The following is a 21,951-nucleotide window of genomic DNA, read 5'->3' on the forward strand; positions in this document are numbered from 1 at the left end:
GGCAACCGGGTCCGGCCTGCGCCGGACCTTTTTTATCCTGTCAGCGCGTATTGCCCAGCATTTCGCGCAGTTCCAGGCGGTTGTAGGCCACGCGCAGCGCATCGCGCGCACTGATCTCCTTGCGCGCAACCAGCTGCTGCAGCACTTCGTTCAAAGGCCGCGACATGCTGTCTTCCTTGCGTTTCATATAGTCGCCGATCATGTGCAGCTTGTCCGGATCGACGATGTAAGGCGCTATCTGCTGGTTATGATTGAACACCATCTCGCTGGCCAGCACATAATTGTCGCCATTCTCGGACGGCAGCAGGCTCTGGAAAATCACGCCGATCAGGGAACTGGCCAGCATGGCCGAGCGCTGGGCGCGCTGGTCGACCGGGAAGAAGCTTAACAGTTTGCTGATGGCGCCCACCGCATTCCCGGTGTGCATGGTGGCCAGCACCAGGTGGCCGGACTCGCCGGCGTGCAGCACGGTTTCAGCCGTATCGTAATCGCGGATCTCGCCCACCATCAGCACGTCGGGCTTCTGCCGCAAAGCCTCGCGCAGGCCGCTGGAGAAGCTGGCGGTATCGACCGGCACTTCCTTCTGCGAGATGATCGACTGCTTGCGCTGCAGGGTGTATTCGATCGGTTCTTCGATGGTGACGATATGGCCGTTGCGGTTGGTGTTGATGTAGTCCAGCATGGAGGCGATGGTGGTGGTCTTGCCCGACCCGGTCGGACCGGTCACCAGGATCAAGCCCTTGTTCGATTCCAGCATGGTGCGCACATAAGACGGCAGGCCGGTACGCTCCAGCGGCAGCGGCTCCAGCGGCAGGCGGCGCACCGAGAGCGCTACCTTGGCGCCGGCGCCAAGGCGGTAGACATTGCAGCGCAGGCGGCAGTTCTGCAGCACGAAGGGGCGGTCCAGCGCCTTCTCGACAATCTTGTCTTCCCAGTCCTCGTCGATACTGTCCAACAGGGGGCGCAGTTCGCCAAGCGTCAGCGGGCCTTCGTGGAACTGCTGCCAGCCGCGCGGTGTTTTCACCATGGCGGCAGCACCCTGCTCCAGGTGGATATCGGAAAAGCTTTGCTGGCCGCTGACCAGCTGCATGAACTTCTGCTGGAAGTCGCTGGCGCGCGAAGTATCGTTGGACATCAGGGTCACCCTCTAAGATGAAATTGATTCAGGCTACGTAATTCTACACAGTTGCGCATGCAAGACACACTTCCCGGTCCTGTACCGGCGCGCGCACACGATAGCGGAGCTGGCAGCAAAAATGCAAGATTGTGTTTACTATTGCCAATTAAATTCTGTTGAGCAGGTGCGGGCCGGAGTGACTATTAAGTTTGGACGAACATGAAGATCGCATGCCATATCCAAAGTGCTGAAGTCTACGAACTGGTACACAGCGTGCTTCTGCGCGCCGGCTTCGGCGTGCAGCGCTTTGCTTCGGAAACAGCGTTGCTGCGGGGCGTGCGGCGCGACGACGTGGACCTGATCCTGATCGACCTTGCCAGCGAACCGGAGGCGGACAACAGCCTGCTGTCCTGGCTGAACATGCGCAGCGGCGACGCGACTCCGGTGCTGGTACTTTCGCCCATGCGCAGCGCCGAACTGGCGGCCCTGGTGCTGAACGCCGGTGCCGACGACTTCGTGCCGCGGCCTTTCGAAGCGGTGGAGCTGCTGGCGCGCACCAACGCCCTGCTGCGCCGCAGCGGCAATGCCCCGCAGCGGCGCAGCATCGAATACGCCGGCTACAGCCTGGAACGCGACAGCGGACGCCTGCAGTTCCTCGGCCGGCAGATCGAACTGACTCCGCGCGAATTCAGCATGGCCTGGCTGTTCTTCTCCTCGCCCGGCGTCTACATTTCGCGCAGCACCATCGGCACCGTAATCTGGAGCACGGACAGCGAAGTGGCCGGCCGTACCATCGAGCAGCACGTCTACAAGCTGCGCAAGAAACTGCAGGTCGGCGACAAGCGCATCGTCATGATCCGCACCGCCTACACCCAGGGCTATCGCCTGGAGCTGTGCACGCCGGAGTGAACCGGCCAGGCTGCGCTCAATACGCGGCATCATTCGCCCCTCCCCCGCCAGCCTGTTCGGCCAGGGCCGCTTCCGGCAGGTTCTTGCGCACCTTCAGCGCATACTTGATCCGCTTGGCCGGATCGCGCGCGTTGTAGGCGCCCACCGCTTCCCAGGTCACGCCCATGCGCTGCATGTTCTGCCCCAGTATCCAGGCGCCGACCTGGATGCTGGTGCAGGCATCGTACAGGTCCTTTTCCTCCACGCCGTACTTGCGCAGCGTCGGCAGCCAGCTGCTGTTGATCTGCATCAGGCCGATATCGTAGCTGCCGTTCTTGTTGCGGTTGATGGCGTTCGGATTCAGGCCCGATTCGGTCTTGGCGATCGCATACAGCAGGTAGGGATTGACGCGGTACCAGGTCGCCGCCTCTTCCCAGCATGCGCGCGCCGGCAGGCTGGCCAGCGAAAGGCAGGCCGCCAATGCCGCGGCGCGGCGCTTAATTCGGTGTGTAGTTTCCATTTGCATACCTGAAGGTGTGGTCCTGGCCGCAGATCAGCGGGCGCATATCGGCATCCATGACGACGGTGCCGGCTGGGAACTTCAAAACGCTGCGCCCTTCCAGGTCGCTCCATTCCCAGTAATGGCAGGCGCCGGCAGCCGCCTTGACCGACGTAAGGTTGATCGAGGGGGCCGCCATCCAGCTGCTCGCTTCTATCCTGCGCGCCAACACGGAGCGCACCACGTTGGCGTCGCGCTGCACGTCCAGGTCGCGCCCGGCCCGGAGGTCGCGCTCGCTGGCGATATCGGCGACGGCGTGGATGGTGCCCTCCGATTCGATGGCCTGGAGCGCCCGCACGTTGCGCGCTTTCACTTCGCCGGGCGCATCGAGGTTGCCGTCTTTGTCCAGGGCAAGCGGCGCCCAGACTGCGCCGTCGAAAGTAAAGGCGCGGCTCAGGTTCATCACCATGCGCACGTCGCCGCGTACGCTGCCGGCCAGCGGCAGGTCGCCCCAGGCCTCGACCGGCGCCTTCCACGACGAGGCCAGGTTCCAGTGGCCGGTGGTGTCGCAGCTAAGCAGGGTGCGCGTGCCGGCGTCCATCGCCAGGCCCGGCTCGGCCACGCCGTTGGCATTCAGGCAGGAATCCCCGGTTGCTACCAGCGCGGCGCCGCCGAACCGCATGGCCGTGTTCATGCGATTGAGTTCGGGCTTGCCCGGCACTGCGCCGCGGTACAGGAAGTCCGCCGCCAGTTGGCCGGCGCCGTCGTAGAACAGGTTCGAGGCCAGGTGGCCGGCGTCGGCCGCTGTCCCCTGCAGCACAGGAGCGGCGCCGCCGGCACAGGCTATGCCGCGATAAGGCGTGGTGTCCATGCGCCAGGATGCGCCGCGCGCAAAGGCCGGCTCGCGTACTGAAATGAATCCGCTGCCGGTCCCCGCGTGCAGGGCCACTGCCGCCAGGTCCTTGTCGCCGATCGGCTTGCCGCCGCTGGTGACCACCAGCGCGTCGAACTTGCCGGGTGCGGCGGTGGCATCGGGCTGGCGCACCAGCACGCAGGTGCCCTGCTGGTAGGCATTCAGGTCGGTAAAGCCGGCCGGCAGGAAATGCCCGGCGCGCAGCTGCTCCAGGCTGACCGCCAGCACCGCAGCGGCGGTCGGCGTGGCGGCCTTGATCTCGTCGTGGTGGGCCTGCATATAGCGCTCGGCCGCATGCACCACCTGCGCCTGGTAATAGGCGGCCTGCTGGCCGCGCAGCTCGTCAAGGGAGTTGTCGCTCATGCCGGTCAGGCCAAGCAGCAGCACGGCGCCGACGGCCAGCGCCGCCAGCAGCTCCAGCATGCCCACGCCGGATTGGCGGCGAGGGGCCGTCATGGCGCCACCGCCAGCCACACCGGTACACCGTCCGGCAAAGCCAGGCTGGCCAGAGCCGCCAGCGGGATGCCGGTGTCGCCGTAGACCGGCGACTGCAGGTTGGCGGCACCGCGCCGGTAGCTGCCGGCCAGCACCGAGTTGCGGGCCAGGCGCACGATTTCACGCGTCAATTCACGCCGCGGCGATTGGCGGGCGTAGATGTAAATGGTGCCGCCGGCATCGCGATAGTTACCCCAGGGAGTAGCGGGCGGCGCCTCCAGCAGGGGCCAGGCGCGCAGCACGCCGCTGGCTTTCAGCGTATCGATGCTGACGCTGGTGGCGCGCAGGTCATTCGCCTGGAAATAGGCCACCACCGCGCTGCGGTAGTTCGCCATGCCTTCGGCGCTGGCCTCGGCCAGGTGCTGCTGCCCGTCCGCAGCCTGGCGCTCGGCCAGCGCCACGTAGGCGCCCGCCATCGACATCACCAGAGCCAGTATCACGACATTCCACATGCTGCCTCCCCCGCGTGCTTTGATACGCCTCAGGCGCCCTTGAACGTCACGGCATTGCCGGCGCCGCCGGCCACCGTGCACACCGTGGTTGCATCGCTGACCGAAACCGGGAAGCTGGTGATGGCCTTGCCGCCCCCGCTGATCTCGACCCAGCCGCTGGCGCCGCTGATCAGGTTGACGCAGACATCCTTGGGTACCGCTGCATAAGTGATCTCGAAGCCGGCGGCGGTTCCCATTACCGTGACGGCGCCGCCCCAGCTGTTTTTCAGGGCGTTGCCTTCGGTGTTCCTGGCCAATGTGCCGGGAATGGCGTTGGCGGCGATCAGCGTCGGCACCAGGCTCTCCACCGGATACGATTGGCCGATGTACAGCTTGCGCACGGCGGTGCGCATGGCCACCGCCTCCTCTGTGGCCTGGTTCGACTTGGCGCTGCTGAACGCGCCGCCCAGCAGCGACACAGCGCCCAGCACCACCACGGCGGCGATGCCCAGGTAGGCGATGCCTTCCAGCAGGGAGGCGCCGCGCTGGCGGAACGGCGATGGCATGCGGCCGGAACGTTGCTGCAATTGGTACAGGTGATTCATGGTCATGCCTCCATTTGTGTAACTGGTCTGTCAGGTAAATCTGCCGGGCATCAGCCGATGCCGCGCGTGGCGGCGGCGATTTCCTGCTGGATGCCGAAGAAGCCGGTCACCAGCCAGGCGATCACCAGTGCCAGGGTGACGATGGCGAAGCCGTTCAATACTTTCATGCGCAAGGCGACTGCCTCCACGCCCTCCTCCATCCATTCCGCTGCCAGCAGCTTGAGCGCTTCCGAAAAACCTTTGTAGTCGGCGTACACGCACAGGTCGTCGATGATGGCGGGTGAAGGAAAGCCGTAGCCCGCATGGCGCAGCGCTTCGCCGCAATTGAGGCCGGAGCGCACGCCCATCAGCGCGCCGTCCAGGCGTTCCCGCAGCCAGGGCTCGGACTTGAGCGACAGCCGCGCCAGCGACTTCTCCACCGTGACGCCGGCCGCCTGCAGGGCGGCAAACGCCATCAGGAAGCCGCTGCCGACGATCAGGCGATAGATCGAGAACGGCGCGAAGCGGTCGAAAAACACCCGCATGTTGCCGCGCCATAGAGGCAGCGACGCCAGCATGGCGGCAATCAAGGCCACCGCTCCCACCACGGCGAACAGCATCCAGTCCTGCACCCAGAGCGACATGCGGTAGAGCGACAGCGCTGCGCCGTGCCAGCCGGCCGGATCGACCAGGCGCGTGAACTGCGGGATCACCAGGGCCCCGAACAGCCAGATGTACAGTGCGATCATGACCAGGATGGCAAGCGGGTAGGCGGCGCCGCCCAGGATCTCGGTCTTGATGCGGCGCCCGGCCTGCACCACGTCGACCAGCGCATGCAGGCTGCCTTCCAGGCGGCCGGACTGTTCGCCCGCCATGATGATCATCTGCTCGGTGCCGGGCACCCACCAGGCCAGGCCGTCCGACAGCAGCTGGCCGTTCTGCACCATGCGCCGGCAGTCGTCCAGCACCAGCGACAGGGTGCTGTCGCCGCCCGGGCCGGCATTGCGCCGCGCCAGTTCCTCCAGGATGCGCAGCAGCGGCAGGCCGCCGGCCAGCATCTTGGCGACCTTGCGGTACAGGCGCACCCGCTCGGGGGCGCTGAACTGGGTGCGCGCCCAGTAGCGCATGATTTCAACGCGCATCGCAGCCCTCCTCCACCACCTGCAGTCGGCGCCGCGCCAGGGCCGCGCCGGCGTTCAGGTGGCCCAGCACCTGTTCCGCCATGCGCGGATCAACCAGGCCCGCCGCCACCTTTTCCACCGCATGTTCGACCATGGTGCGCCCGCCCGAGCGCAGCCAATAGCCCAGGGCCGCAGCCTTGTCGCCGCGCCGCACGTGGCTGAAAAACTCGTCGTCCGGCAGGATGATCTCGGCCACCACCGTGCGCCCGATGCTGCCGTGTCCTGCGCAATGCTCGCAACCTGCCCCGGTCACGTGCACGCGCCGCAGGTCGGCCACCACTTCGCGCAGCCTGCCCATGACGGCGGGCGGCAGCGGAGCCGGAGCGGCGTGCAGGGGCAGCTTGCAGTGCGGGCACAGGGCCTTGACCAGGCGCTGGCTGATCAGGCCAGTGACCACCGTGTGGTCGGCCACCTGGCTGGCAGCCAGGCCCAGGTCAAGCAGGCGGTCGGCAATTGACAGCGCGCTGTTGGCGTGGATGGTGGTCCAGACCTGGTGCCCGGTCATCGCCGCGCGCACCGCGTTCTGGGCCGAGGCACGGTCGCGCACCTCGCCCACCATGATGGTGTCCGGGTCGAGCCGCATGGCGTTGGAAATGGCAGCGGCAAACAGGCGCGACCGCTCGTCTTCGGAGCCGGCATTGGTGACCGAGGTCTGCACCGCGCCATCGATCGGGTATTCGACCGGGTCCTCGATGGTGAGCACGTGGCGCCGGCCTTCCGCCTCGGCGATCTGGCCCGACAGGATGCGCTGCAGCGTGGTCGACTTGCCCGAGCCGGTCGGTCCGCCGATGATGTTCATGCCGATCGGCTGTTCCTTCAGCTGCTGCAGCATGGCGGCCTGCTGCTCGCTGAAGCCAAGCGGACACAATTCGCCGTCGCCGGCATCCAGGTACAACAGGCGCAGCACCATCAGCGTGCCTTCATTGGTCGGCACGGTGGCGATACGCACGCCGTGCAGCTCGGGCGGCAGCTTGTCGCGGTCGGCGATGCTGGCATCCTGGCGCTCGGTCGGCTTGTAGGAACTGTCGGAGACCGAGGCCATGGCGCCGTACAAGGTGGCCAGCAGGCGCTCGCCGTACTCGCGCGTCTGCACCCCGACCGGTGCCAGGTCGCCGCGCACGCGGAACAGGATTTCGGTGGCGCGCTGGCGCACGCGGATGTGGATGTCGGAAGCGCGCGCGGCGCAGGCGCGGCTCAGCAAATCCTTGGCCGTCACCTGCATCATCGAGTGTTCCTGGCGCCGCTCCACCAGCGAGCCATTGCCGCTGGCGTACAGGTGGCGCAGCTCGTCGATCTTCGCGTGCTCGACGCGGAACGGCTTCTGCATGCGCTGCAATCGCGCCTGGTAGGACAGCACGTGCGCATTCATGTCCTGCCCGACGGCCACCAGCAGGCGGCCGTCGGCCAGCAGGCACACCAGCTTGCGCTCCTCGGCGCTGGCTTCGTACTGGCCGGCATGGCTCAGCACCGCCGCTCCTTGCGGCGCTTCCGCCTGCGTGCTGCCAGAAGGCTGCGCGCCGGCCTGCATGCCTGGCAGCGCAATGCGCAGTTTCATCGCGCGCTCCTTGGCGCTGCCGCGACCGGCATCGGTGCCGGCGTGCCCGGATTGAAAGCGTTGACCTGCTGGGTGTAGCCGGACAGGCGGATGCGTTTGCGTCCCGGCGCGCTGGCCATCACTTCATTGTTCTGGATCGAGACGATGCGCATGCCGCCCGGCAGTACGCTGCCGACCTGCACCTCGGCCACGCTGCCGTTGGACATTTCCAGGGTGGCGAACATGGTGTCGCCCAGCCCTTCAACGGCGCGCACCACCGGGTCGCCGACCACCACGGGCTGGCTCAGCATGGCGCCCATGGTCTGCTTGGCGGCGATCTCGTTCTGTTTGGTGATGATGGAAGACTGCACCTCGAGCTGCTTTTCGCGGGCCCGCAGCAGCATGGTTTCCGCCTCGATGCGGGTCAGGCTGGCGGCCGTGCTCTCAGCGCGGACAGGCGCCGGCGGCAGCATGCAGAGTGCCAGCGTCAGCGCAGCGACGCCCCTGGTCCGATTATTTTGCATAAATGACTCCTTCAAGTAACCACGCCATACCGCGATAGCTGATCTTTTCAATGCGCACCCCGGGCCGCTCCAGCATTGCCGCCAGTTGTTGCGGCGCCACGCCCTGCGCATCGAGCTGGAAGCCGAAGGCTTGCCAGTCCTGCGTCGCCGGTCCCTCCGCTGCCGCTGCTCCGATGGAGGCGGCAACCGGTGCCGCCGCCCGCTTGTTGAGGCGCAAGGACAGTCCGAGGTTCTGCATCTGCGCCATCAGGGGTTCGATCGCCTGCGGCGCCGCCAGCAACTCCTCGCCGCGCGCCGCCGGCAACGCGGCCAGCACCCCGTTCAGCGTCGCCTTGTCGCCGGTCGGATCGATCACGGCCTGCGGCACCGCGTCGCGCAAGGTGGCCACCGTGGCGGCATTGCGCGACCACGCGTAGCTGAACTGGCCGCGCGTGCAGCTGTATTCGTCGAGCCGCCAGCCGCCGGGCGTCAGGTGGTCCAGGCGGTCGAAGCAGGCGCGGAATGCGGCCGATGGCAAAGGCTGGCCGATCCACGGCCGCTGCGCTGCGGTGGGCGCGGCGGCGCGCTGCGCCAGCACGAGCTGCGCAGCCTCGCGCCGCGCCTGCCACTGCTTCCATCCGAAGAACAGGCCCGCGCCCACCACGGCCAGCGCGACACCGGCGGCCAGGCGCCACTCCGGCGCCCGCTGGGCGGCGATCGGGCGCAGGCGCCACCAGCGGAAGATGCGCAGGCTGCCGTCCTTGCGGTGCGGCAGCAGGCTTTCGATGCGGCGCGCATTGAAGTTGTGGAAACCCTGCCCGGCCAGGCTTTCGTCGCCGATCACCACGTTCCAGCCGCCCAGCGCATAATCGCCGTACAGGCGTTCCAGCACTTCCTCCTTGCTGCCGGCGAAGTCGCCGTTGGGCAGGAAATTGGCGTCGCGCACGGCGAAATAAGCCCACTTCCCGTCCGGCAGCTGCAAGGCGGCCAGCCAGTTGTGCACCGGTTGCAGCAGGCCGTCGTAAAAAGCGCCCTCCATGGCGACGGTCTTCGATACCGCCGCCCCCAGCGAGTACAGGGTGCGTGCCGCGCCGTCGCTGCTTTGCGCATAGCCGGCCTGCGCGGTCGACTGGTCGCGCCGCACCACCATCAGGTCGGAGCCGATCTTGCGCCCCAGCTCCAGCGCTTCACGCTGCAGTTCTCGCGGCCGCGACAGCGACTGCCAGAACAGGCCGCAGACGAAGCGCGTCTTGTCGATCTGGATGATATGGATGCCCATGCTGCCCTCCTCAGGTACCGGCCATGGCCATCGGGGTGATCAGCACCACGATCACTTCCTTGTTGCTTTTGGCCTTGACGCCGCCGCCCAGCAGGTAGTTGTTCGGTTTGCCCACGCCCTGGCGGTCGACGTTTTCGTCGGTCTGCTCAAAGCCGCCGATCACCAGGGTTTCGCCCGACTTCATCGACACGCGCTGCAGGAAGTTGCGGGTATCGAGCTCCGGCGACTCGATGCGGCTGCCGTTGCTCTCGATCACGCGGATGCTGCGCAGGGTCGAGATATCGATCGAGAACTGCAGCATCACCGCGCCGTTGTTGAGGACGTGCGGCAGGATGCTCATGTTGAAGCCGGCCGTCACCACGCCCGGCACCATGGTTGTGGTGGTACCGACCTGCGCCACGATCGCGGTCTGCGAACTTTGCAGGTAGGTGGTCTGGCGCGCCACCTGCACCGGCACCGGCTGGTTGTTCAGCGTGACCACCGACGCCGTGGTCTGGCGCCGCACCTTGCCCTGTTCCGCCAGCGCTTTGGCGACCACGGTACTGCCGCTGAAGCGCGAGTTGCCGACGATCCCGGCCGACAGCGCCGACGCCCCCTGGGTGGTGTTGAAGGTGTTCTGCAGGCCGTACTTGTTTTTCAGGCTGTTGTACACCAGGTTCCAGTTGATGCCGAACTCGTCGCCCTGCTCCAGGCTGACCGACAGCACCGTAACGTTCATCACAATCTGGCGCGACAGGGCCTGGTTGGCGCTTTCGATATAGCTGCCGATGCGGTCCAGCGTATCGGGCGTGTCGACCACCGTGATGCTGCCGGTGGCCGGCGCAGCCAGCACCTTGCCATGCGGGGAAAGCATCACTTTCACCGCGTTCTCGATGCCGTTGTAGACCGACAGCTTGGATACCACGCCGGTATTCTGGCTATTGTTGGCCGAGACCGAGCTGCCGCTGTTGCCGCCCGTGCCTCCCGAGCCGCCGCCCGATCCGCCGCCGGCCAGGGAAGCCGCGCCGCTGGTGACGGACGCGGCAAACGACGCATCGCCCGGCACGGCGCTGATCTGGAAGGTGCGCGCGTCGGTATGGTAGAACTGGATCACGCCGTCGGCATACTTCCAGGAGACGCCGAAACGCGCTGCGATCGTATCCAGCAAGCCCTTGAAAGAACCGTTGGCATAGCTGACGCGGATACCGCCCTGCAGGTCGGGCTGGAAGCTGACACTGGCGTCGGCGGCGCCGCTGCGCAGCGGCGCATCGCCGGCCACTGCCTGCTCGCCAGGCATGCCCTGCGGCAGCGGCAGCGCAGGCACGCCCGCCGGCTGGCGCATGGCTGGCGGCGACGGCAGGCGCCCGCCGCCGCGCTTGAAGGCGCTGGCGGCGACACTGGACGCATCGGCGTTGACCCGGCTCGGGATGCCCGAGCGCAGCGTCAGGCGCTCCGCCAGTTCGGACAGGGAATAGATGCTGCGGTCGAACGTCGCCGGCTGGTAGAACACGGCCGGCAGCGGCGGCTGCCCCAGCTTGACCACGTTCTTGCCCAGCCAGATGCCCGGTTCGTGCACCACGCGCGCCGATGCCGGCACCACGGCCCCGCGCGCATTGCGGCCCACTTCCTTGACCAGGCCCGACGTCGTTCCATCGGCGGCATCGGCGTTCGCCGACACCCGGTCGGCCAGGTCGGAGCAGCCGCTCAGGGACAGCACGGCGCAGGCCAGCACAGGCAGGCATTTCATGATCGGGCGGCGCATCATTGCACACCCCGGCCGATGATGCGCAACACCTTGTTGCCCTTGTAGAAAACGGCCTTGATCGGCATTTCAGCGCTGTCCATGCTGCCGACTACCGTGGCGATAGCTTCTTCAAAGCTGCCTGGCACGGTGGTGCGCACCTGCACCGCGTAGTCGACCGGCAGCTCCCATAGCAATTGCCAGCCGGCCGCGCCGGCCCAGCGCGCCAGCGCCGCATTCAGGGTCTTGTCGGCCGGGACGATGTCCCAGGCATCGGGTGCGGCGCGTACGGCCGGCTCGCCGGCCGGCGCCGCGACCGCAATGGCGCGGCCTTTGCCTGCGGCAGGGCGCAGCGCAGCTTTGGCAGGCTTGCCGCTTGCCGCGGCTTTCGCCGGTTCTGCGGCAAACGTGCCGCAGCACAGCGATAGGCCAAGCGCCGCGAAGGAGACCCTGGCCGCGCCATTCAACGTGATATTGAGGTTCAACGCTCTTCCTCCTGATGGCCATTACTGGCAGATGACATCGACGAAGCCTTGCCGTCGCCAGGAGCGCTTGCATCGCAAGTGCGCCAGGGCTAAGAGGAATATAGTCGAAAGTACATTCCGAATTTCTCAACAAGGCTCAACAATCCTCACCCCGCAGGGAGGCGCGCATCAACGCTGGTCGGGGCTGACGGCGGCGGGGATCAAGGCCCAGGGCGAACGTTCGCCCGAAGGGGGCGCGGGAGCGCGCATCTTCGCCGGCGCGGCATCCTTGCCGGCCGGCGGCGCCGGCAGCGGCAAGGGCAAGGGCAGCTGCGTGGTGGCCGATTTTCCCGGTGCAGGGGGCGGCGGCAGCGCCGCCAGCTGGCGCGCGGCCTCCGCTGGAACCCCAGCCCGCCGGGCGCCGCCGGCCGCCGGCGCCGTGAATGCCCGGTCCGGGCCACTGATGCGCGGCGTGATCAGGAACAGCCGTTCGCGCGTACTGCGCGACTCGGTCTGGTTGCGGAACAGGCCGCCGACCAGGGGCAAGTCGCCCAGCACGGGGGTCTTCTGCTTGTCCGTCGCCATCCGCTCGGCGCGGTAGCCGCCGATCATCAGGGTCTGCTGCAGGTTCACGATCGCTTGCGTGCTGATGGTCGAGCGCGTGACGCGCACGTTGCTGCGCGAGTCCTTGCCTGGGCCGCTGTTGCCGGCGCCGTCGAGGGAGCCGTCCTCGATATCGACTTCCAGGTGCACCTTGGCGCCGTCCGCCTCGCGGATCAGGCGCGGGATTACGCGCAGCATGGTGCCGGCCGTGATGTCGGCCAGGTCGGCCACGCGCTCGCCCACCAGCGGTACGTAGGCGGTCTGGCTCAGGTCCAGCACCGCCGCCACGTTATCCAGCGTCAGCACGGTCGGTGTCGCCAATACGCGCGCCTCGCCCTTCGCTTCCAGCGCCTTCAGGCGGGCGTAGAAGCGATTGATGTTGCTGATCAGGAGCGTAGCCCCCGGCAGCGGCAGGTCGCTTCCCTGCGACTCGCCAGCCGTGGAATTGAACGTCAGGTTGCTGGTGCCGGCCCGCACGCCCCATTCCACGCCCATCTCGGCCAGGTTGCTGCGGTCCATGTCGATGATCAGCGCTTCGATCTCGATCTGCTGCGGCGGCACGTCAAGTTCGGCGATCAGGCTGGCATACATCTCGCGCTGCTGCACGTCGTCGTAAATCAGGATGGCGTTCATCGCCGCACTGGCTTCAATGCGGGGCTTGCCGTTTTCCGGGGCGCTGCCCTGCGGCTTCCTGCCGGAACCCTCGCCCTGCGGCGGCGTGGCGGGCAACGGCGCATTGCCGCCCTGGCCCGCAGAGAAGATCGGCACGAAGGCGTTGCCGCCGCGCGGTGCTTCCTGCACGCCGCGCTCGCTCCCCTTCGGCCGGTGCGAACGTTTCGGGCTGCCGACGTCGAACTGGTTGGTGTCGGCCAGCTTTTCGGCCGTAGCGGGTCCCAAGAGCAGCCCGCTCAGGATGGTTTTCACGCCGGGGATGATTTCGCTCTGGCCGCGCGCATTGATGGTGCGGTCCATGGCGCTGGCGTATTTCAGGCGAAACACCATCACCCGCCTGCCGCGCACCTTGGCGCGCTGTTCGTCGGGCAGCAGGATCTGGCGCGCGAACTTCACGTAGCTGCGCGGGCCGCTCACGATGACCGTGCCCACGTCCGGCAGCTCCCCCCAGCCGAATCGCTCGTCGAACAGGCCCACGCCGACCATGGCGGCCTTGGCATCCTGCACCGCATCGTCGCCCAGGTCGAGCCGTACCGAAGTGTGGTCGCTGGCCGGAACGATGTACAGTACTTCGTTGTAGACGAACCAGCCGCATTGGCACAAAGGCGCCAGGCGGTTGAGGAATTCGCTGCCGCTGTTGGCGGCCAGGCGGCCGTTCATCGCTTTCTGGCCCGGCACTTCCATCGACACGCGCACGCCGTACACGCGGCCGAATTCGTCCAGCACGGCGCGCAGGCTCATGCCGCTGGCGTTGATGGCAAATCCCGTTCCCTTCCAGGAAGCGGGGATGGCTGCCAACGCGCTGGCCGGCAACAGCAGCATTGCCAGCAGCAGTAGCAGGCCCCTGGCGATGGCAGGGCACTTCATCGCTGCGCTCCCGCGAACAGGGCACGGATACGCTGCTCGCTCTGGTCGGCGGATATGTGCTGGCGGGCGCGCACAGGGGCCATCGCCGCGCGCCACATGGCGAGCTGGTTGAACAATGGCTCCAGCGCCGGCGCGGCATCCAGCCAGCTTGCCGCCTGCGGCAGCCATTGCGAGAGGATCAGTGCGCCGTCGGCCCGCAGGGCCAGGCCGGCTTCGAACTGGCGGGCACCCTGGAAACCGGTACGCGCGGCTTCTTCGACCTGGGCATCGCTCGCCTCGCGCAGCAGGATGGCAGCCAGTTCGGCGCCGCCGGATGCGAGCTGCAGGCAGGCCGATTCGCCGTCGAGAACGAGGGGCGCGTCGGCCGGCAGGTCCTCGAGCCAGCGTGCGATATCGTCGCTCATGGCTTATTTCGATTCGTTGAGAACGGTTTTCAGGGGTTTCTGCAGCAGGTTGAATTGCGCGGTCATCGCGCTATGGGTCAGCGATTGCTGCTCCAGCAGGCGGGTGAATTCGCTTGGATTGGGCTTTTCGCCGTTGGCCTGGCGCCGGTAAAACTCCTGCAGCTGCTCGCCAATGCCTTCGAATTTGCGGTCAAGGCGATGCAGGGATTGCACAACGGGGTTCAGCTTGCTGGACATGGCGCTCTCCTGGAAGGTGATTTAAAGGTGAGTGGCGCCGCGGGGGATGGCGGTTCGGCCCTGCGCGGGAAAATTCAGGCGGCAGCCCGCACGCCAGGCAGGTTGGCAAGCGCCTGGCGCAGGGCCGCCGCCGCCGCTGTGAAATCGGCGCGCCATTCGCCGTTGTCGGCCTCCAGCCTGCAAGTGCCCGGCTCCAGCCTGTCGTCGCTTTCGCATGGCCAGGGCAAACCATGCGGCGGCGGCATATCCTGCGGGTGCAGGCGCAGCACGGCATTCACCAGCTTGGGCGGAGCTTCGCGCAGCAGGCGGCGGCAGCCTGCCGCTGCCTTTTCCCGCGCCGTCGTTTCAAGTAGCAGCCGGTCGTACAAGGCGCCGGCCAATTCGGCGACCATGTGCTGCGCCTGGTCCACGAATTCGGCCATGGCCGCGTCCATGCCTTGCTGCAGCCGCATGGCCTGTTCCAGCACGCCCACCTGCGCCTCGTGGACAGCCTGGCGAGCCTCTTCCTGGGCTGCCGCAAGCAGTTGCTGCGCCTCCTGGCGGCCTTGCTCGACGATCTGCCCCGCCAGCACATGCGCATCGGCAGTGCGCTCGATGGCGCCGCCGCGCAGTATGCCGTGTGCCGGTTGCAGGCGTGGGTCCGCGTCCAGGCGCGCTTTGCAGAAACCGGTCATGCAGATTCTCCTTGTAATCGCCCTTTGCCGGCTTGCTCAAGGCACAAGCACCAGCAGCGCAGGCGCCTGCGCGCCGCCGCCCCGCTGGCCGCCCCTGCGGCCATGCCACGCAGGACGAACGCCGTCAGCGCAGCACCCGCATCGGCAGCCGGTTCGGCTGGCAACGACAGGCGCAGGCGGTCCCACATGCCGGGAAAGCCGGCCTCCATGGCGCAGGCAAACTCGCGCAAGCCGTCGCATTGAAGGTCCCCGCCTGGCTGGCAAAGCCTTGCGAGCGGCTGGATAGCGGCCGTGGCAAGGCTCCAGCGCCGCTCTCCAGAGTGCAGTTCGGTCAACGCACCATGCCTGCCCTCGCGTACGGCAAGCAAAGCCCCGTAGAGCCGGGCCGCATGGAGCAGCACAGCCGCCTCGCATCCGGCGAATTGCTGCCAGCCGCTGTCGAATGCGCGCGGGAAGTCAGGGCGCACGCCGTGATCGCCGCACCAGAGCCGGTAGCCCAGGCGGCGGGACAACGGCGCAGCGGCGCCGGCCCGCATCGATGGATCGAACCACCAGTCAAGGAACTCCCCGGCCGCGGCATGCGCCACAATCACTCTCCCGCCGTTGCCGGCGCGCGCCGTTTGCGCAAGCCGGCAAACAGGCGATGGTTGCGCAGCAGGCCATGGCTGGCATGGGCCATCCCCGCCAGCACCAGCACAGCCAATACCGCCAGCGCAAAACGCAGGCCGGAGGCCGATTCCTGCGCCACATGGAACGGTCCGACCTTGGTCCAGGCAGGCGGCGCGGGCGCCGCTTCAGCGGGCGTCATCACAACCGACACCTTGTTGCGTCCCTCTTCCCCGCTCAAGCCCGGTATGCTTGACGAGACCAGGCGCCGCACACGCGGCGTGATGGCATCTTCATCCAGCGGCGGCCGATAGCGTATGAACACCGCGGCCGACGACGGCTGGATCGCTTCGCCCGGGGCGATACGCTCCGGCAGCACCACGTGCACCCGCGCCGACAACACGCGGTCGAACAGCTGCAAGGTCGATTCCAGCTCCTCCGACAGGCCGTGGATGTAGCGCACGCGCTCCTCCATCGGCGAGGAGATCATGCCCTGCTTTTTGAAAACCTCGCCCAGGTTGGAGCGGCTGCGGCGCGGCAGTCCTGCCGCCTGCATGGTGCTGGTGGCGCGCGACAGGTCGGCTTCCTTGACGGTCAGGCTGACACCGGACTTGTCCTGGTGCTTTTCGACCTCGATGCCCTGTCCGGTGAGTGCAAGGACGATTTCATTGGCATCGGCGTCCTGCAGTGAAGCCTGCAGGACTACCGCCTTGCCGCAGCCGGCCAGCGCGAGTACGCAAAACGCCAGGGGGAACAGTCGATTGAGCATGGCGCTTATTGCAGCTTGGTCAGCGAATCGATGGAGCTGCCGGCACGTGAAACCACCTTCGAGATGGTTTGCACCCGCAGTTGGTAATCGTTCAGGGCCAGCATCGCATGCATCAGGTGCAGCGAATCGCCGCTGGCCGTGGCGCGTTCCAGCATGCGCGACACATATTGCTGGTGGCGGTTGACGTCGCCCGCCAGGCCGGCGGCCCGTTCGGCCATCGCGGCAGCCAGGCTGTCTTTCCCGACAGCTTGCGGCGCCAGGTCCTGCTGGGCGCCGGAACGGAACTGCTGCTGTTGCACCTGCAGCTGCACTTTGAAGGTCGCCGCGCCCTCGCCCGCCGCAGCGGACTCTGGAACCTGCGGCCCTGGCTTGCCTGCCAGGCCGGATGCGGCGCCTTGCACCGCCATGCTGAGTCGAGTGTCCACGCTGTCTCCAGAAAGAAATTCAATCCACTGCAGATGGGTGGCAAGCGGAACGCGTGCGGTTCCCTCACAATTGCTCCTGCGGATCGAGGCAGTACACACCGCCGCAGCCGTGGCTGTCGGCCGGGTCGCAGCCGGCACCGCCGCAGCGCCGTTCGCAGGCCAGCCGAGAGCCCGGGCGCACCGGCGGCAGCGCCGCTGCGGGTTTCGGCAGCAGCCGGCGCAGCAAGGGATGGGCCTGGCCGCCCGCCATGGCGAGATGCCGCGCCCGGTCTTCCCCGTCGGACTCGCCCGCACCATCCGGCTCCTGCGCCCGCCCGGGAAGTGGGAGCGCCGGCACGCCGTCATCGCACATCGCATCGGCGTCCAGTGCGGCGGACTCCGGCTTGTACAGCAGGCAGCCGCCCGCCATCTGCGAACGCGGGGGGCACGGCCGCGGTGCTTTGGCCTGCTTGCAGTGCGGCGCTGGCGGCGCTTCCGCTTGCGCCGCCGGAGCGGGCGGCGACTGCCCCAGCATCTCCTTGCTCTTAATGCGCATTACGGTCTCCTTGCGCCGCCGCTTCGTCCGCACTCAAGCCCGGCAGGCCTGGCGGCGGATAGCCATGTTCTTCCAGCTCCACTTCGCCGCCCTGCTGCCCCATGCGCTGCAGTTCCAGCACCACGGCGAAAACCTGGGCTACCGCTTCGTAGCTGGCGCGCGGCACGTCCATGTCCGGCTTGCAGCCGGCATACAGGGTGCGGGCCAGCCACACATGGCGGATAACCGGTATGCCGCGCAGGCGGGCGCGCGCCATCATGGCCTGCGCCGTCGCGTCGCGCCCCTTGGCCAGCACCCGCGGCACCATGCCAGCCTCGGGATCGTAGAACAGCGCCACCGCGAAGTGGCTCGGGTTGACCACCACGGCATTGGCGTCGTCGGTGCGTTCCACCGGCGCCTCGTTGGCCCATTGGCGCGCCAGCTGCTTGCGCTGCCCCTTGACCATCGGGTCACCCTCCGATTCCTTGTACTCGCGCTTGATCTCCTCCATGTCCATCATCAGCTCTTTCTTGTGGAAGTACTTCTGCGTCGCGAAATCGATCGCAGCCAGGCCCAGGCAGATGATGACGACAGAGTGGAAGATGGACTTCAGTACCGCGATGAAGCCAAAGTAGGCATCCTTCGGTTCGCCGGTGGCGAGCTGGACGATCGCCGGCAGCGCGCCGCGCGCCAGCACGTACACCGTCCAGCCGATCAAGGCAGCCTTGCCGACAGCGATCAGCAGTTCGACCAGCTTCTTCTTCGAGAACAGCTGCTTGAAGCCGTTGACGGGATTCAGCTTGTCGAACTTGGGGGTGACCGCTTCCGGCGCGATCAGGACACCGAACTGCCCCCAATGCGCCGCAACGCCTGCCACGATGCAGATCAGGAAGCAGCAGCAGAAAGTAACGATCAGCAGGGTGCCCGCGGCCTGCAGCATATCCCACAGCGTAGCCTCGAAAGGACGCCCCACACTGGCGATCCCCAGCTCGAACAGTCCGTCCAGCTTTTCGCGCCACAGTGGCTCTGTCGCGAAAGCCGCTTCCGCCACAGCGACCAGGGTTGCCAGCCGGGCCAGGTCGCGGCTGGACGCGACCTGGCCCTTCTTTCGGGCATCGTCGATCTTCTTGTCTGTGGGCTCTTCGTTCTTTTCTTCGCTCATGCTGCGCTCCTCGCGAGGCGGTCACGGCCCGTGCCGGGCGCCCAGCAGGCTGGCCGCAAGGTCCAGCAGGTTGGAGAAGTCGCCTGCTACGTGATGCGACAGGGTCGGCCAGTACAACAGCAGGATCACCACGCCCGTCAGGCTTTTGATCGGCGACGAAGCGAACGACACCTGCAGGTTGGGCGCAAACACGCCGATCAGGGCAAAGGCCAGTTCGATCAGGATCAATGGAATGATTACGGGCGCGCCGTACACCACGATGTGCCAGAAAAGCTCGCCGAAACGCTTGACCAGCAAGTCCAGATGCCCCGCCTCGTACGGCGGCGCCAGCGACCAGGCAGGCCAGGCCGCGTAGCTTTCGACGAGGATGCGCGCCAGGGCGACGAACAGGCCGGCCTGCACCATCACCAGCACGACAGCCTGCACCATCACGCCGCCGATGATGCTGGCATCGCGGTCGACCCCGGCGTTGTTGCTCTGGATCTGGATCGGCGAACGCTGGCTGTCCAGGATCGAGCCGACCGACTGCACCGCCCACAGCGGCATGGTCGTCAATACCCCCAGCAGCAGGCCGATGGCAGCCTCCTTGAAGATTAGCATGCTGCAGGTCAGCATATCGGGCCCGAAACGCTGCACCGCATAATAGGTCGGCAGCGCGGCCGGCAGCGCAATGGCCATTGCGGCCATGTTCTTCGCCATGCCGGTCAGGACGTTCAGGCCAAACCCCGGCAATATCACCAGGCACACCAGCACGCGCGGCGTCACCAGTGCCAGCGCCACCAGTGCATTCTGTATATCGAGCAGCAACGACGATTGCATCGCTTAGCGCCCCACGGCGGGCAGCATGGTGAACGCCAGGTCCGTGAGCTGGATCAGTTGCACGCCGATCCAGCGTCCCATGCTCGCCAGGGTAACGGCGACGGCCACCAGCTTGACCACATAGGGCAAGGTCTGGTCCTGGATCTGCGTCACCGCCTGCACCAGCGAGACGGTCACGCCGCACAGGGTTGCGATGACCAGCGGCGGCGCGGAAAGCATCACGGCCAGCCACAGGCCCTGCTGGAAAAAGTTCAAGGTATCTGCCACGGGGTTCCTTTCAGGCGTAAGAGGCGGCCAGCGCATGCAGCAGCTTGCCCCAGCCGCCAACCAGGGTAAACAGCAGCAGCTTGAGCGGGATGGTGATGGTTTGCGGGCTGACCTGCTGCATGCCGAGCGCCATCAACAGGTTCGATACCAGCAGGTCGATCACCACGAACGGGATGTAGATCAGGAAGCCGATTTCGTAGCCGGCCTGCAGCTCGGAAACCACAAAAGCCGGAATCAGTACCAGCAGGTCGTTGTTGCGCGCCTGTTTCGCATAGTCCTCCGGCCACAGCTTCTTTGCCGATGCCAGGAACAGTTCGCGCTGGTCCGGATTGCCATGCTTGATCATGAATGCGCGCAACGGCTCGAAAGCGTCGATCGCCTTGGCCAGGCCTGGCGGCGCCTGCACAGCGGCGCCCGGCGGCGCCGGCTGCGCCATGCGCTGCCCGATCTGCTGGATCGTCGGCGCCATGATGAAGCCGGTCAGCACCAATGCAATACCGTAGATCGCCAGCGTGGGCGGCACTTGCTGCACGCCGATGGCGCTGCGCAGCACCAGCATGACCATGGACAGCTTCAGGAAGGACGTCGTCGTGACCACCAGCAGCGGGATCAGTGCCAGCCCCGCCAGCATCAGCGAGAATGAGACGACGTCCGTCTGTCCGTTCATCATGCCGCACTCCAGGACGTGATGCGCACCCCCAGGCGCCCATCGACGTCCACCGCCTCGCCGCGCCCAAGGTGGCGGCCGGCGCACACGATGGCGATACTGTCGGCACTGCCCTGGGAAAGCTGCAGCACGGCGCCGCTGGCCAGGGTGCGCAGCTGGCCCAGGCTCAGCTGGAGCGTGCCCAGTTCAAAACTGAGGGCCAGCGGCAGCTGGTCCAGGGCAGCATCCTGTAAGGCGCCCGCTTCGTCTTCGCTGTCGTAGTTCAATTGCGTCTCCATGGTGAGTATGGTGAGCAGGCCTGGCGCCGCATAGCGCACCCGCGCCTGCATGCCGCCAAGCGGCAGGCGGCCCAGGCCCTGCGTATCGAAACGGGTGCTGTCCGGCAGGATGATGTCGCCCACACCCAGTTCCTGCAGCGCCGATGGCGCCAGGACGTGGCTGGCCAGCGTGACCGGCAGCGAAATGCGCAGCGTTGCCAATGCTCCCAGCGGCTGCGCCCTGGACTGCCATTGGTGGCGTTCCAGCAGGGCGAGCCAGGATTCGGGCGTGGCGCCGATGCGCGCACCGGTCATATGCGCGCCATCGTCAAGACGCAGGTACATGGCGGTCAGCGCGAACCCTGCTGGCGGCACCGCGCCGCGCCGCAGCGTACGCATGCCGCCCAGCGGCGTGCCCGCCAGGCGGCCCAGCAGCGCTCCATCCATCCACTCGCGCTGGGCCACCGGCGCCTGCGCCGCCGCCATGGGGTCGATACCGGTCAGGCCATGCAGCAGCGCCGCGCCGTCCTCCAGGTAGAACATTCCATGCGGGCCCTCCAGTCCGATAGCGGCGCTGCCGGCTTCCGGCTGCGGATCGGCGGGCAGCGCGGCGCATTCGAGGTGCAGCGCCATGCCGGCATGGCTGCACCACAAGCCGCATGCCACGCGGCGGCTCAATGCAGCACTGGCGGCGCCGATCGCATCTTTCTGCAATCGCACGGTCTTCGCATGCGCGGCAGGCAGCCACTCCGTTTCAGCCATTTCGGCCCTCCGCTTAGAGTATGGTCAGGGTCACATCCTTTCCTATACGTCGCTCCAGGCGGGCGGTTAGTTCCTTCTGCTGGCTACGCAAGCGATCCGCGAGATTCTTGCCAGCAGGTTTCAGGTGATAGCTCACAGTGCACGGACCGGCATCGACTGCCACGCCCATCATCTCGCCCCCTGGCAGCTGCACTTCAAAGATGCCGCTGCAGTCACCAGCAGGAAGCAGGGGCACGATGTCTTCGGCGTCGAACGCCTCGGCACCTGGCGGCGCCGCGCCGGACAGCGCCGGTTCGGCATCGCCTTCCCCGCCGCTATCGCCACCGTCGCTGCTGCGACCCTGCCCGTCGCCGCTCCCGCCCTGGCCGGTACGCCAGGCGCCGTGGTCTTCGGCCAGCTGCTCGCGGACAGGATTGGGGGCGGCGCGAACCGTCCGTGGAGGCTCGGACCGGGCCGGTGCGGCCGGCTTGCCGTACGCCCGCGCCGGCCTTGGCGCAGCCTGTGCCGTTGCTGCCGGCTGCGCCGCGGCGGTGGTGGCAAAGCGCCATGCCGACTGCTGCCCCGTGCGGACATTCGGCCGGCCCGGCAACAGCTCGTCCAGCCAGCGGCCCGGCAGTACGGGAGGCAGACGGTTCATC

General features: G+C 67.0%; 26 protein-coding genes. 1 reads left to right on the forward strand and 25 read right to left on the reverse strand.

Going from position 1 to position 21,951, the window contains the following annotated elements; translation table 11 throughout:
• Positions 1-40: 40 nt before the first annotated feature.
• The gene (locus ASE26_RS11195; RefSeq protein WP_055927638.1) at positions 41-1,135 is read right to left on the reverse strand and encodes a type IV pilus twitching motility protein PilT; all 1,095 of its coding nucleotides are present in this window, start codon (positions 1,133-1,135) and stop codon (positions 41-43) included.
• Between the two features lie 201 nt (positions 1,136-1,336).
• On the opposite strand from ASE26_RS11195, the gene ASE26_RS11200 reads away from it, so the two are divergent.
• On the forward strand, positions 1,337-2,026 hold the full coding sequence (locus ASE26_RS11200) for a response regulator transcription factor (protein WP_055927635.1): 690 nt from the start codon (positions 1,337-1,339) through the stop codon (positions 2,024-2,026).
• Positions 2,027-2,042: 16 nt separating this feature from the next.
• Here ASE26_RS11200 and ASE26_RS11205 read toward each other — a convergent pair whose 3' ends face one another.
• The 24 genes from ASE26_RS11205 to ASE26_RS11320 all read right to left on the reverse strand — a co-directional run bounded on the left by ASE26_RS11205 (position 2,043) and on the right by ASE26_RS11320 (position 21,950).
• Complete coding sequence (locus ASE26_RS11205; RefSeq protein WP_055927631.1) at positions 2,043-2,525, reverse strand: lytic transglycosylase domain-containing protein; 483 nt, start codon at positions 2,523-2,525, stop codon at positions 2,043-2,045.
• Positions 2,503-3,873: a shufflon system plasmid conjugative transfer pilus tip adhesin PilV gene (gene pilV / locus ASE26_RS11210; protein ID WP_055927627.1), complete on the reverse strand. Its 1,371-nt coding sequence runs from the start codon at positions 3,871-3,873 to the stop codon at positions 2,503-2,505. The genes ASE26_RS11205 and pilV overlap by 23 nt, the downstream gene beginning before the upstream one ends.
• Positions 3,870-4,364 carry a type IV pilus biogenesis protein PilM gene (pilM, locus tag ASE26_RS11215; RefSeq protein ID WP_055927625.1) on the reverse strand — a complete coding sequence of 165 codons (495 nt, stop codon included), beginning with the start codon at positions 4,362-4,364 and terminating at the stop codon, positions 3,870-3,872. Before pilM ends, pilV begins: the two co-directional genes overlap by 4 nt.
• Before the next feature lie 29 nt (positions 4,365-4,393).
• Complete coding sequence (locus ASE26_RS11220; protein WP_229207091.1) at positions 4,394-4,948, reverse strand: type 4 pilus major pilin; 555 nt, start codon at positions 4,946-4,948, stop codon at positions 4,394-4,396.
• A 50-nt stretch (positions 4,949-4,998) separates the two neighbouring features.
• Complete coding sequence (locus ASE26_RS11225) at positions 4,999-6,069, reverse strand: type II secretion system F family protein (protein WP_055927619.1); 1,071 nt, start codon at positions 6,067-6,069, stop codon at positions 4,999-5,001.
• Positions 6,059-7,663 carry a GspE/PulE family protein gene (locus ASE26_RS11230; RefSeq protein ID WP_057246251.1) on the reverse strand — a complete coding sequence of 535 codons (1,605 nt, stop codon included), beginning with the start codon at positions 7,661-7,663 and terminating at the stop codon, positions 6,059-6,061. Before ASE26_RS11230 ends, ASE26_RS11225 begins: the two co-directional genes overlap by 11 nt.
• On the reverse strand, positions 7,660-8,166 hold the full coding sequence (pilP, locus tag ASE26_RS11235) for a type IV pilus biogenesis protein PilP (RefSeq protein WP_055927613.1): 507 nt from the start codon (positions 8,164-8,166) through the stop codon (positions 7,660-7,662). Before pilP ends, ASE26_RS11230 begins: the two co-directional genes overlap by 4 nt.
• Positions 8,156-9,424, reverse strand: coding sequence for a type 4b pilus protein PilO2 (gene pilO2 / locus ASE26_RS11240; RefSeq protein WP_055927610.1), 1,269 nt, complete (start codon positions 9,422-9,424; stop codon positions 8,156-8,158). Before pilO2 ends, pilP begins: the two co-directional genes overlap by 11 nt.
• 10 nt (positions 9,425-9,434) lie before the next feature.
• The gene (locus ASE26_RS11245; protein ID WP_082507200.1) at positions 9,435-11,150 is read right to left on the reverse strand and encodes a PilN family type IVB pilus formation outer membrane protein; all 1,716 of its coding nucleotides are present in this window, start codon (positions 11,148-11,150) and stop codon (positions 9,435-9,437) included.
• A 14-nt stretch (positions 11,151-11,164) separates the two neighbouring features.
• Positions 11,165-11,629, reverse strand: a complete 465-nt coding sequence (locus ASE26_RS29885; RefSeq protein WP_082591339.1) for a TcpQ domain-containing protein — start codon at positions 11,627-11,629, stop codon at positions 11,165-11,167.
• A 168-nt stretch (positions 11,630-11,797) separates the two neighbouring features.
• Positions 11,798-13,750 (reverse strand): type III secretion system outer membrane ring subunit SctC, encoded by a 1,953-nt coding sequence (gene sctC / locus ASE26_RS11255; protein ID WP_055927607.1) that lies wholly within the window; start codon positions 13,748-13,750, stop codon positions 11,798-11,800.
• Positions 13,747-14,154 carry a hypothetical protein gene (locus ASE26_RS11260; RefSeq protein WP_057246253.1) on the reverse strand — a complete coding sequence of 136 codons (408 nt, stop codon included), beginning with the start codon at positions 14,152-14,154 and terminating at the stop codon, positions 13,747-13,749. Before ASE26_RS11260 ends, sctC begins: the two co-directional genes overlap by 4 nt.
• Positions 14,155-14,157: 3 nt before the next feature.
• Positions 14,158-14,391 (reverse strand): hypothetical protein, encoded by a 234-nt coding sequence (locus tag ASE26_RS11265; protein ID WP_055927601.1) that lies wholly within the window; start codon positions 14,389-14,391, stop codon positions 14,158-14,160.
• A gap of 74 nt (positions 14,392-14,465) precedes the next feature.
• Positions 14,466-15,065 carry an HrpE/YscL family type III secretion apparatus protein gene (locus tag ASE26_RS11270; RefSeq protein WP_057246255.1) on the reverse strand — a complete coding sequence of 200 codons (600 nt, stop codon included), beginning with the start codon at positions 15,063-15,065 and terminating at the stop codon, positions 14,466-14,468.
• Positions 15,062-15,652, reverse strand: a complete 591-nt coding sequence (locus ASE26_RS11275; protein ID WP_057246256.1) for a hypothetical protein — start codon at positions 15,650-15,652, stop codon at positions 15,062-15,064. Before ASE26_RS11275 ends, ASE26_RS11270 begins: the two co-directional genes overlap by 4 nt.
• Before the next feature lie 2 nt (positions 15,653-15,654).
• A complete protein-coding gene (gene sctJ, locus ASE26_RS11280; RefSeq protein ID WP_057246257.1) occupies positions 15,655-16,440 on the reverse strand; it encodes a type III secretion system inner membrane ring lipoprotein SctJ in 786 nt (261 codons plus the stop codon).
• A 5-nt stretch (positions 16,441-16,445) separates the two neighbouring features.
• Positions 16,446-16,865, reverse strand: a complete 420-nt coding sequence (locus tag ASE26_RS11285) for an EscI/YscI/HrpB family type III secretion system inner rod protein (protein WP_229207090.1) — start codon at positions 16,863-16,865, stop codon at positions 16,446-16,448.
• Between the two features lie 64 nt (positions 16,866-16,929).
• Complete coding sequence (locus tag ASE26_RS11290; protein WP_057246258.1) at positions 16,930-17,400, reverse strand: hypothetical protein; 471 nt, start codon at positions 17,398-17,400, stop codon at positions 16,930-16,932.
• On the reverse strand, positions 17,390-18,541 hold the full coding sequence (gene sctU / locus ASE26_RS11295; protein ID WP_082591340.1) for a type III secretion system export apparatus subunit SctU: 1,152 nt from the start codon (positions 18,539-18,541) through the stop codon (positions 17,390-17,392). Before sctU ends, ASE26_RS11290 begins: the two co-directional genes overlap by 11 nt.
• A 21-nt stretch (positions 18,542-18,562) precedes the next feature.
• Positions 18,563-19,360, reverse strand: a complete 798-nt coding sequence (gene sctT / locus ASE26_RS11300) for a type III secretion system export apparatus subunit SctT (RefSeq protein ID WP_055927584.1) — start codon at positions 19,358-19,360, stop codon at positions 18,563-18,565.
• 3 nt (positions 19,361-19,363) lie between these two features.
• Positions 19,364-19,627 (reverse strand): type III secretion system export apparatus subunit SctS, encoded by a 264-nt coding sequence (sctS, locus tag ASE26_RS11305; protein WP_082507188.1) that lies wholly within the window; start codon positions 19,625-19,627, stop codon positions 19,364-19,366.
• Between the two features lie 10 nt (positions 19,628-19,637).
• The gene (gene sctR, locus ASE26_RS11310; protein WP_057246259.1) at positions 19,638-20,297 is read right to left on the reverse strand and encodes a type III secretion system export apparatus subunit SctR; all 660 of its coding nucleotides are present in this window, start codon (positions 20,295-20,297) and stop codon (positions 19,638-19,640) included.
• Entirely contained in the window at positions 20,294-21,313 is a 1,020-nt protein-coding gene (gene sctQ, locus ASE26_RS11315; RefSeq protein ID WP_057246260.1) for a type III secretion system cytoplasmic ring protein SctQ, read from the reverse strand. Before sctQ ends, sctR begins: the two co-directional genes overlap by 4 nt.
• A 13-nt stretch (positions 21,314-21,326) precedes the next feature.
• Positions 21,327-21,950 (reverse strand): hypothetical protein, encoded by a 624-nt coding sequence (locus ASE26_RS11320; protein ID WP_057246261.1) that lies wholly within the window; start codon positions 21,948-21,950, stop codon positions 21,327-21,329.
• Position 21,951 lies beyond the last annotated feature (1 nt).

This window comes from Duganella sp. Root198D2, from assembly GCF_001428585.1.
In the GTDB taxonomy this organism is placed as follows: Bacteria; Pseudomonadota; Gammaproteobacteria; order Burkholderiales; family Burkholderiaceae_D; genus Rugamonas.

Coding starts and splice junctions, on each gene's coding strand:
- ASE26_RS11195 (WP_055927638.1), bottom strand. CDS start 1,135: ATGTCCAACGATACTTCGCGCGCCAGCGACTTCCAGCAGAAGTTCATG.
- ASE26_RS11200 (WP_055927635.1), top strand. CDS start 1,337: ATGAAGATCGCATGCCATATCCAAAGTGCTGAAGTCTACGAACTGGTA.
- ASE26_RS11205 (WP_055927631.1), bottom strand. CDS start 2,525: ATGGAAACTACACACCGAATTAAGCGCCGCGCCGCGGCATTGGCGGCC.
- pilV (WP_055927627.1), bottom strand. CDS start 3,873: ATGACGGCCCCTCGCCGCCAATCCGGCGTGGGCATGCTGGAGCTGCTG.
- pilM (WP_055927625.1), bottom strand. CDS start 4,364: ATGTGGAATGTCGTGATACTGGCTCTGGTGATGTCGATGGCGGGCGCC.
- ASE26_RS11220 (WP_229207091.1), bottom strand. CDS start 4,948: ATGAATCACCTGTACCAATTGCAGCAACGTTCCGGCCGCATGCCATCG.
- ASE26_RS11225 (WP_055927619.1), bottom strand. CDS start 6,069: ATGCGCGTTGAAATCATGCGCTACTGGGCGCGCACCCAGTTCAGCGCC.
- ASE26_RS11230 (WP_057246251.1), bottom strand. CDS start 7,663: ATGAAACTGCGCATTGCGCTGCCAGGCATGCAGGCCGGCGCGCAGCCT.
- pilP (WP_055927613.1), bottom strand. CDS start 8,166: ATGCAAAATAATCGGACCAGGGGCGTCGCTGCGCTGACGCTGGCACTC.
- pilO2 (WP_055927610.1), bottom strand. CDS start 9,424: ATGGGCATCCATATCATCCAGATCGACAAGACGCGCTTCGTCTGCGGC.
- ASE26_RS11245 (WP_082507200.1), bottom strand. CDS start 11,150: ATGAAATGCCTGCCTGTGCTGGCCTGCGCCGTGCTGTCCCTGAGCGGC.
- sctC (WP_055927607.1), bottom strand. CDS start 13,750: ATGAAGTGCCCTGCCATCGCCAGGGGCCTGCTACTGCTGCTGGCAATG.
- ASE26_RS11260 (WP_057246253.1), bottom strand. CDS start 14,154: ATGAGCGACGATATCGCACGCTGGCTCGAGGACCTGCCGGCCGACGCG.
- ASE26_RS11265 (WP_055927601.1), bottom strand. CDS start 14,391: ATGTCCAGCAAGCTGAACCCCGTTGTGCAATCCCTGCATCGCCTTGAC.
- ASE26_RS11270 (WP_057246255.1), bottom strand. CDS start 15,065: ATGACCGGTTTCTGCAAAGCGCGCCTGGACGCGGACCCACGCCTGCAA.
- sctJ (WP_057246257.1), bottom strand. CDS start 16,440: ATGCTCAATCGACTGTTCCCCCTGGCGTTTTGCGTACTCGCGCTGGCC.
- ASE26_RS11290 (WP_057246258.1), bottom strand. CDS start 17,400: ATGCGCATTAAGAGCAAGGAGATGCTGGGGCAGTCGCCGCCCGCTCCG.
- sctU (WP_082591340.1), bottom strand. CDS start 18,541: ATGAGCGAAGAAAAGAACGAAGAGCCCACAGACAAGAAGATCGACGAT.
- sctT (WP_055927584.1), bottom strand. CDS start 19,360: ATGCAATCGTCGTTGCTGCTCGATATACAGAATGCACTGGTGGCGCTG.
- sctR (WP_057246259.1), bottom strand. CDS start 20,297: ATGATGAACGGACAGACGGACGTCGTCTCATTCTCGCTGATGCTGGCG.
- sctQ (WP_057246260.1), bottom strand. CDS start 21,313: ATGGCTGAAACGGAGTGGCTGCCTGCCGCGCATGCGAAGACCGTGCGA.
- ASE26_RS11320 (WP_057246261.1), bottom strand. CDS start 21,950: ATGAACCGTCTGCCTCCCGTACTGCCGGGCCGCTGGCTGGACGAGCTG.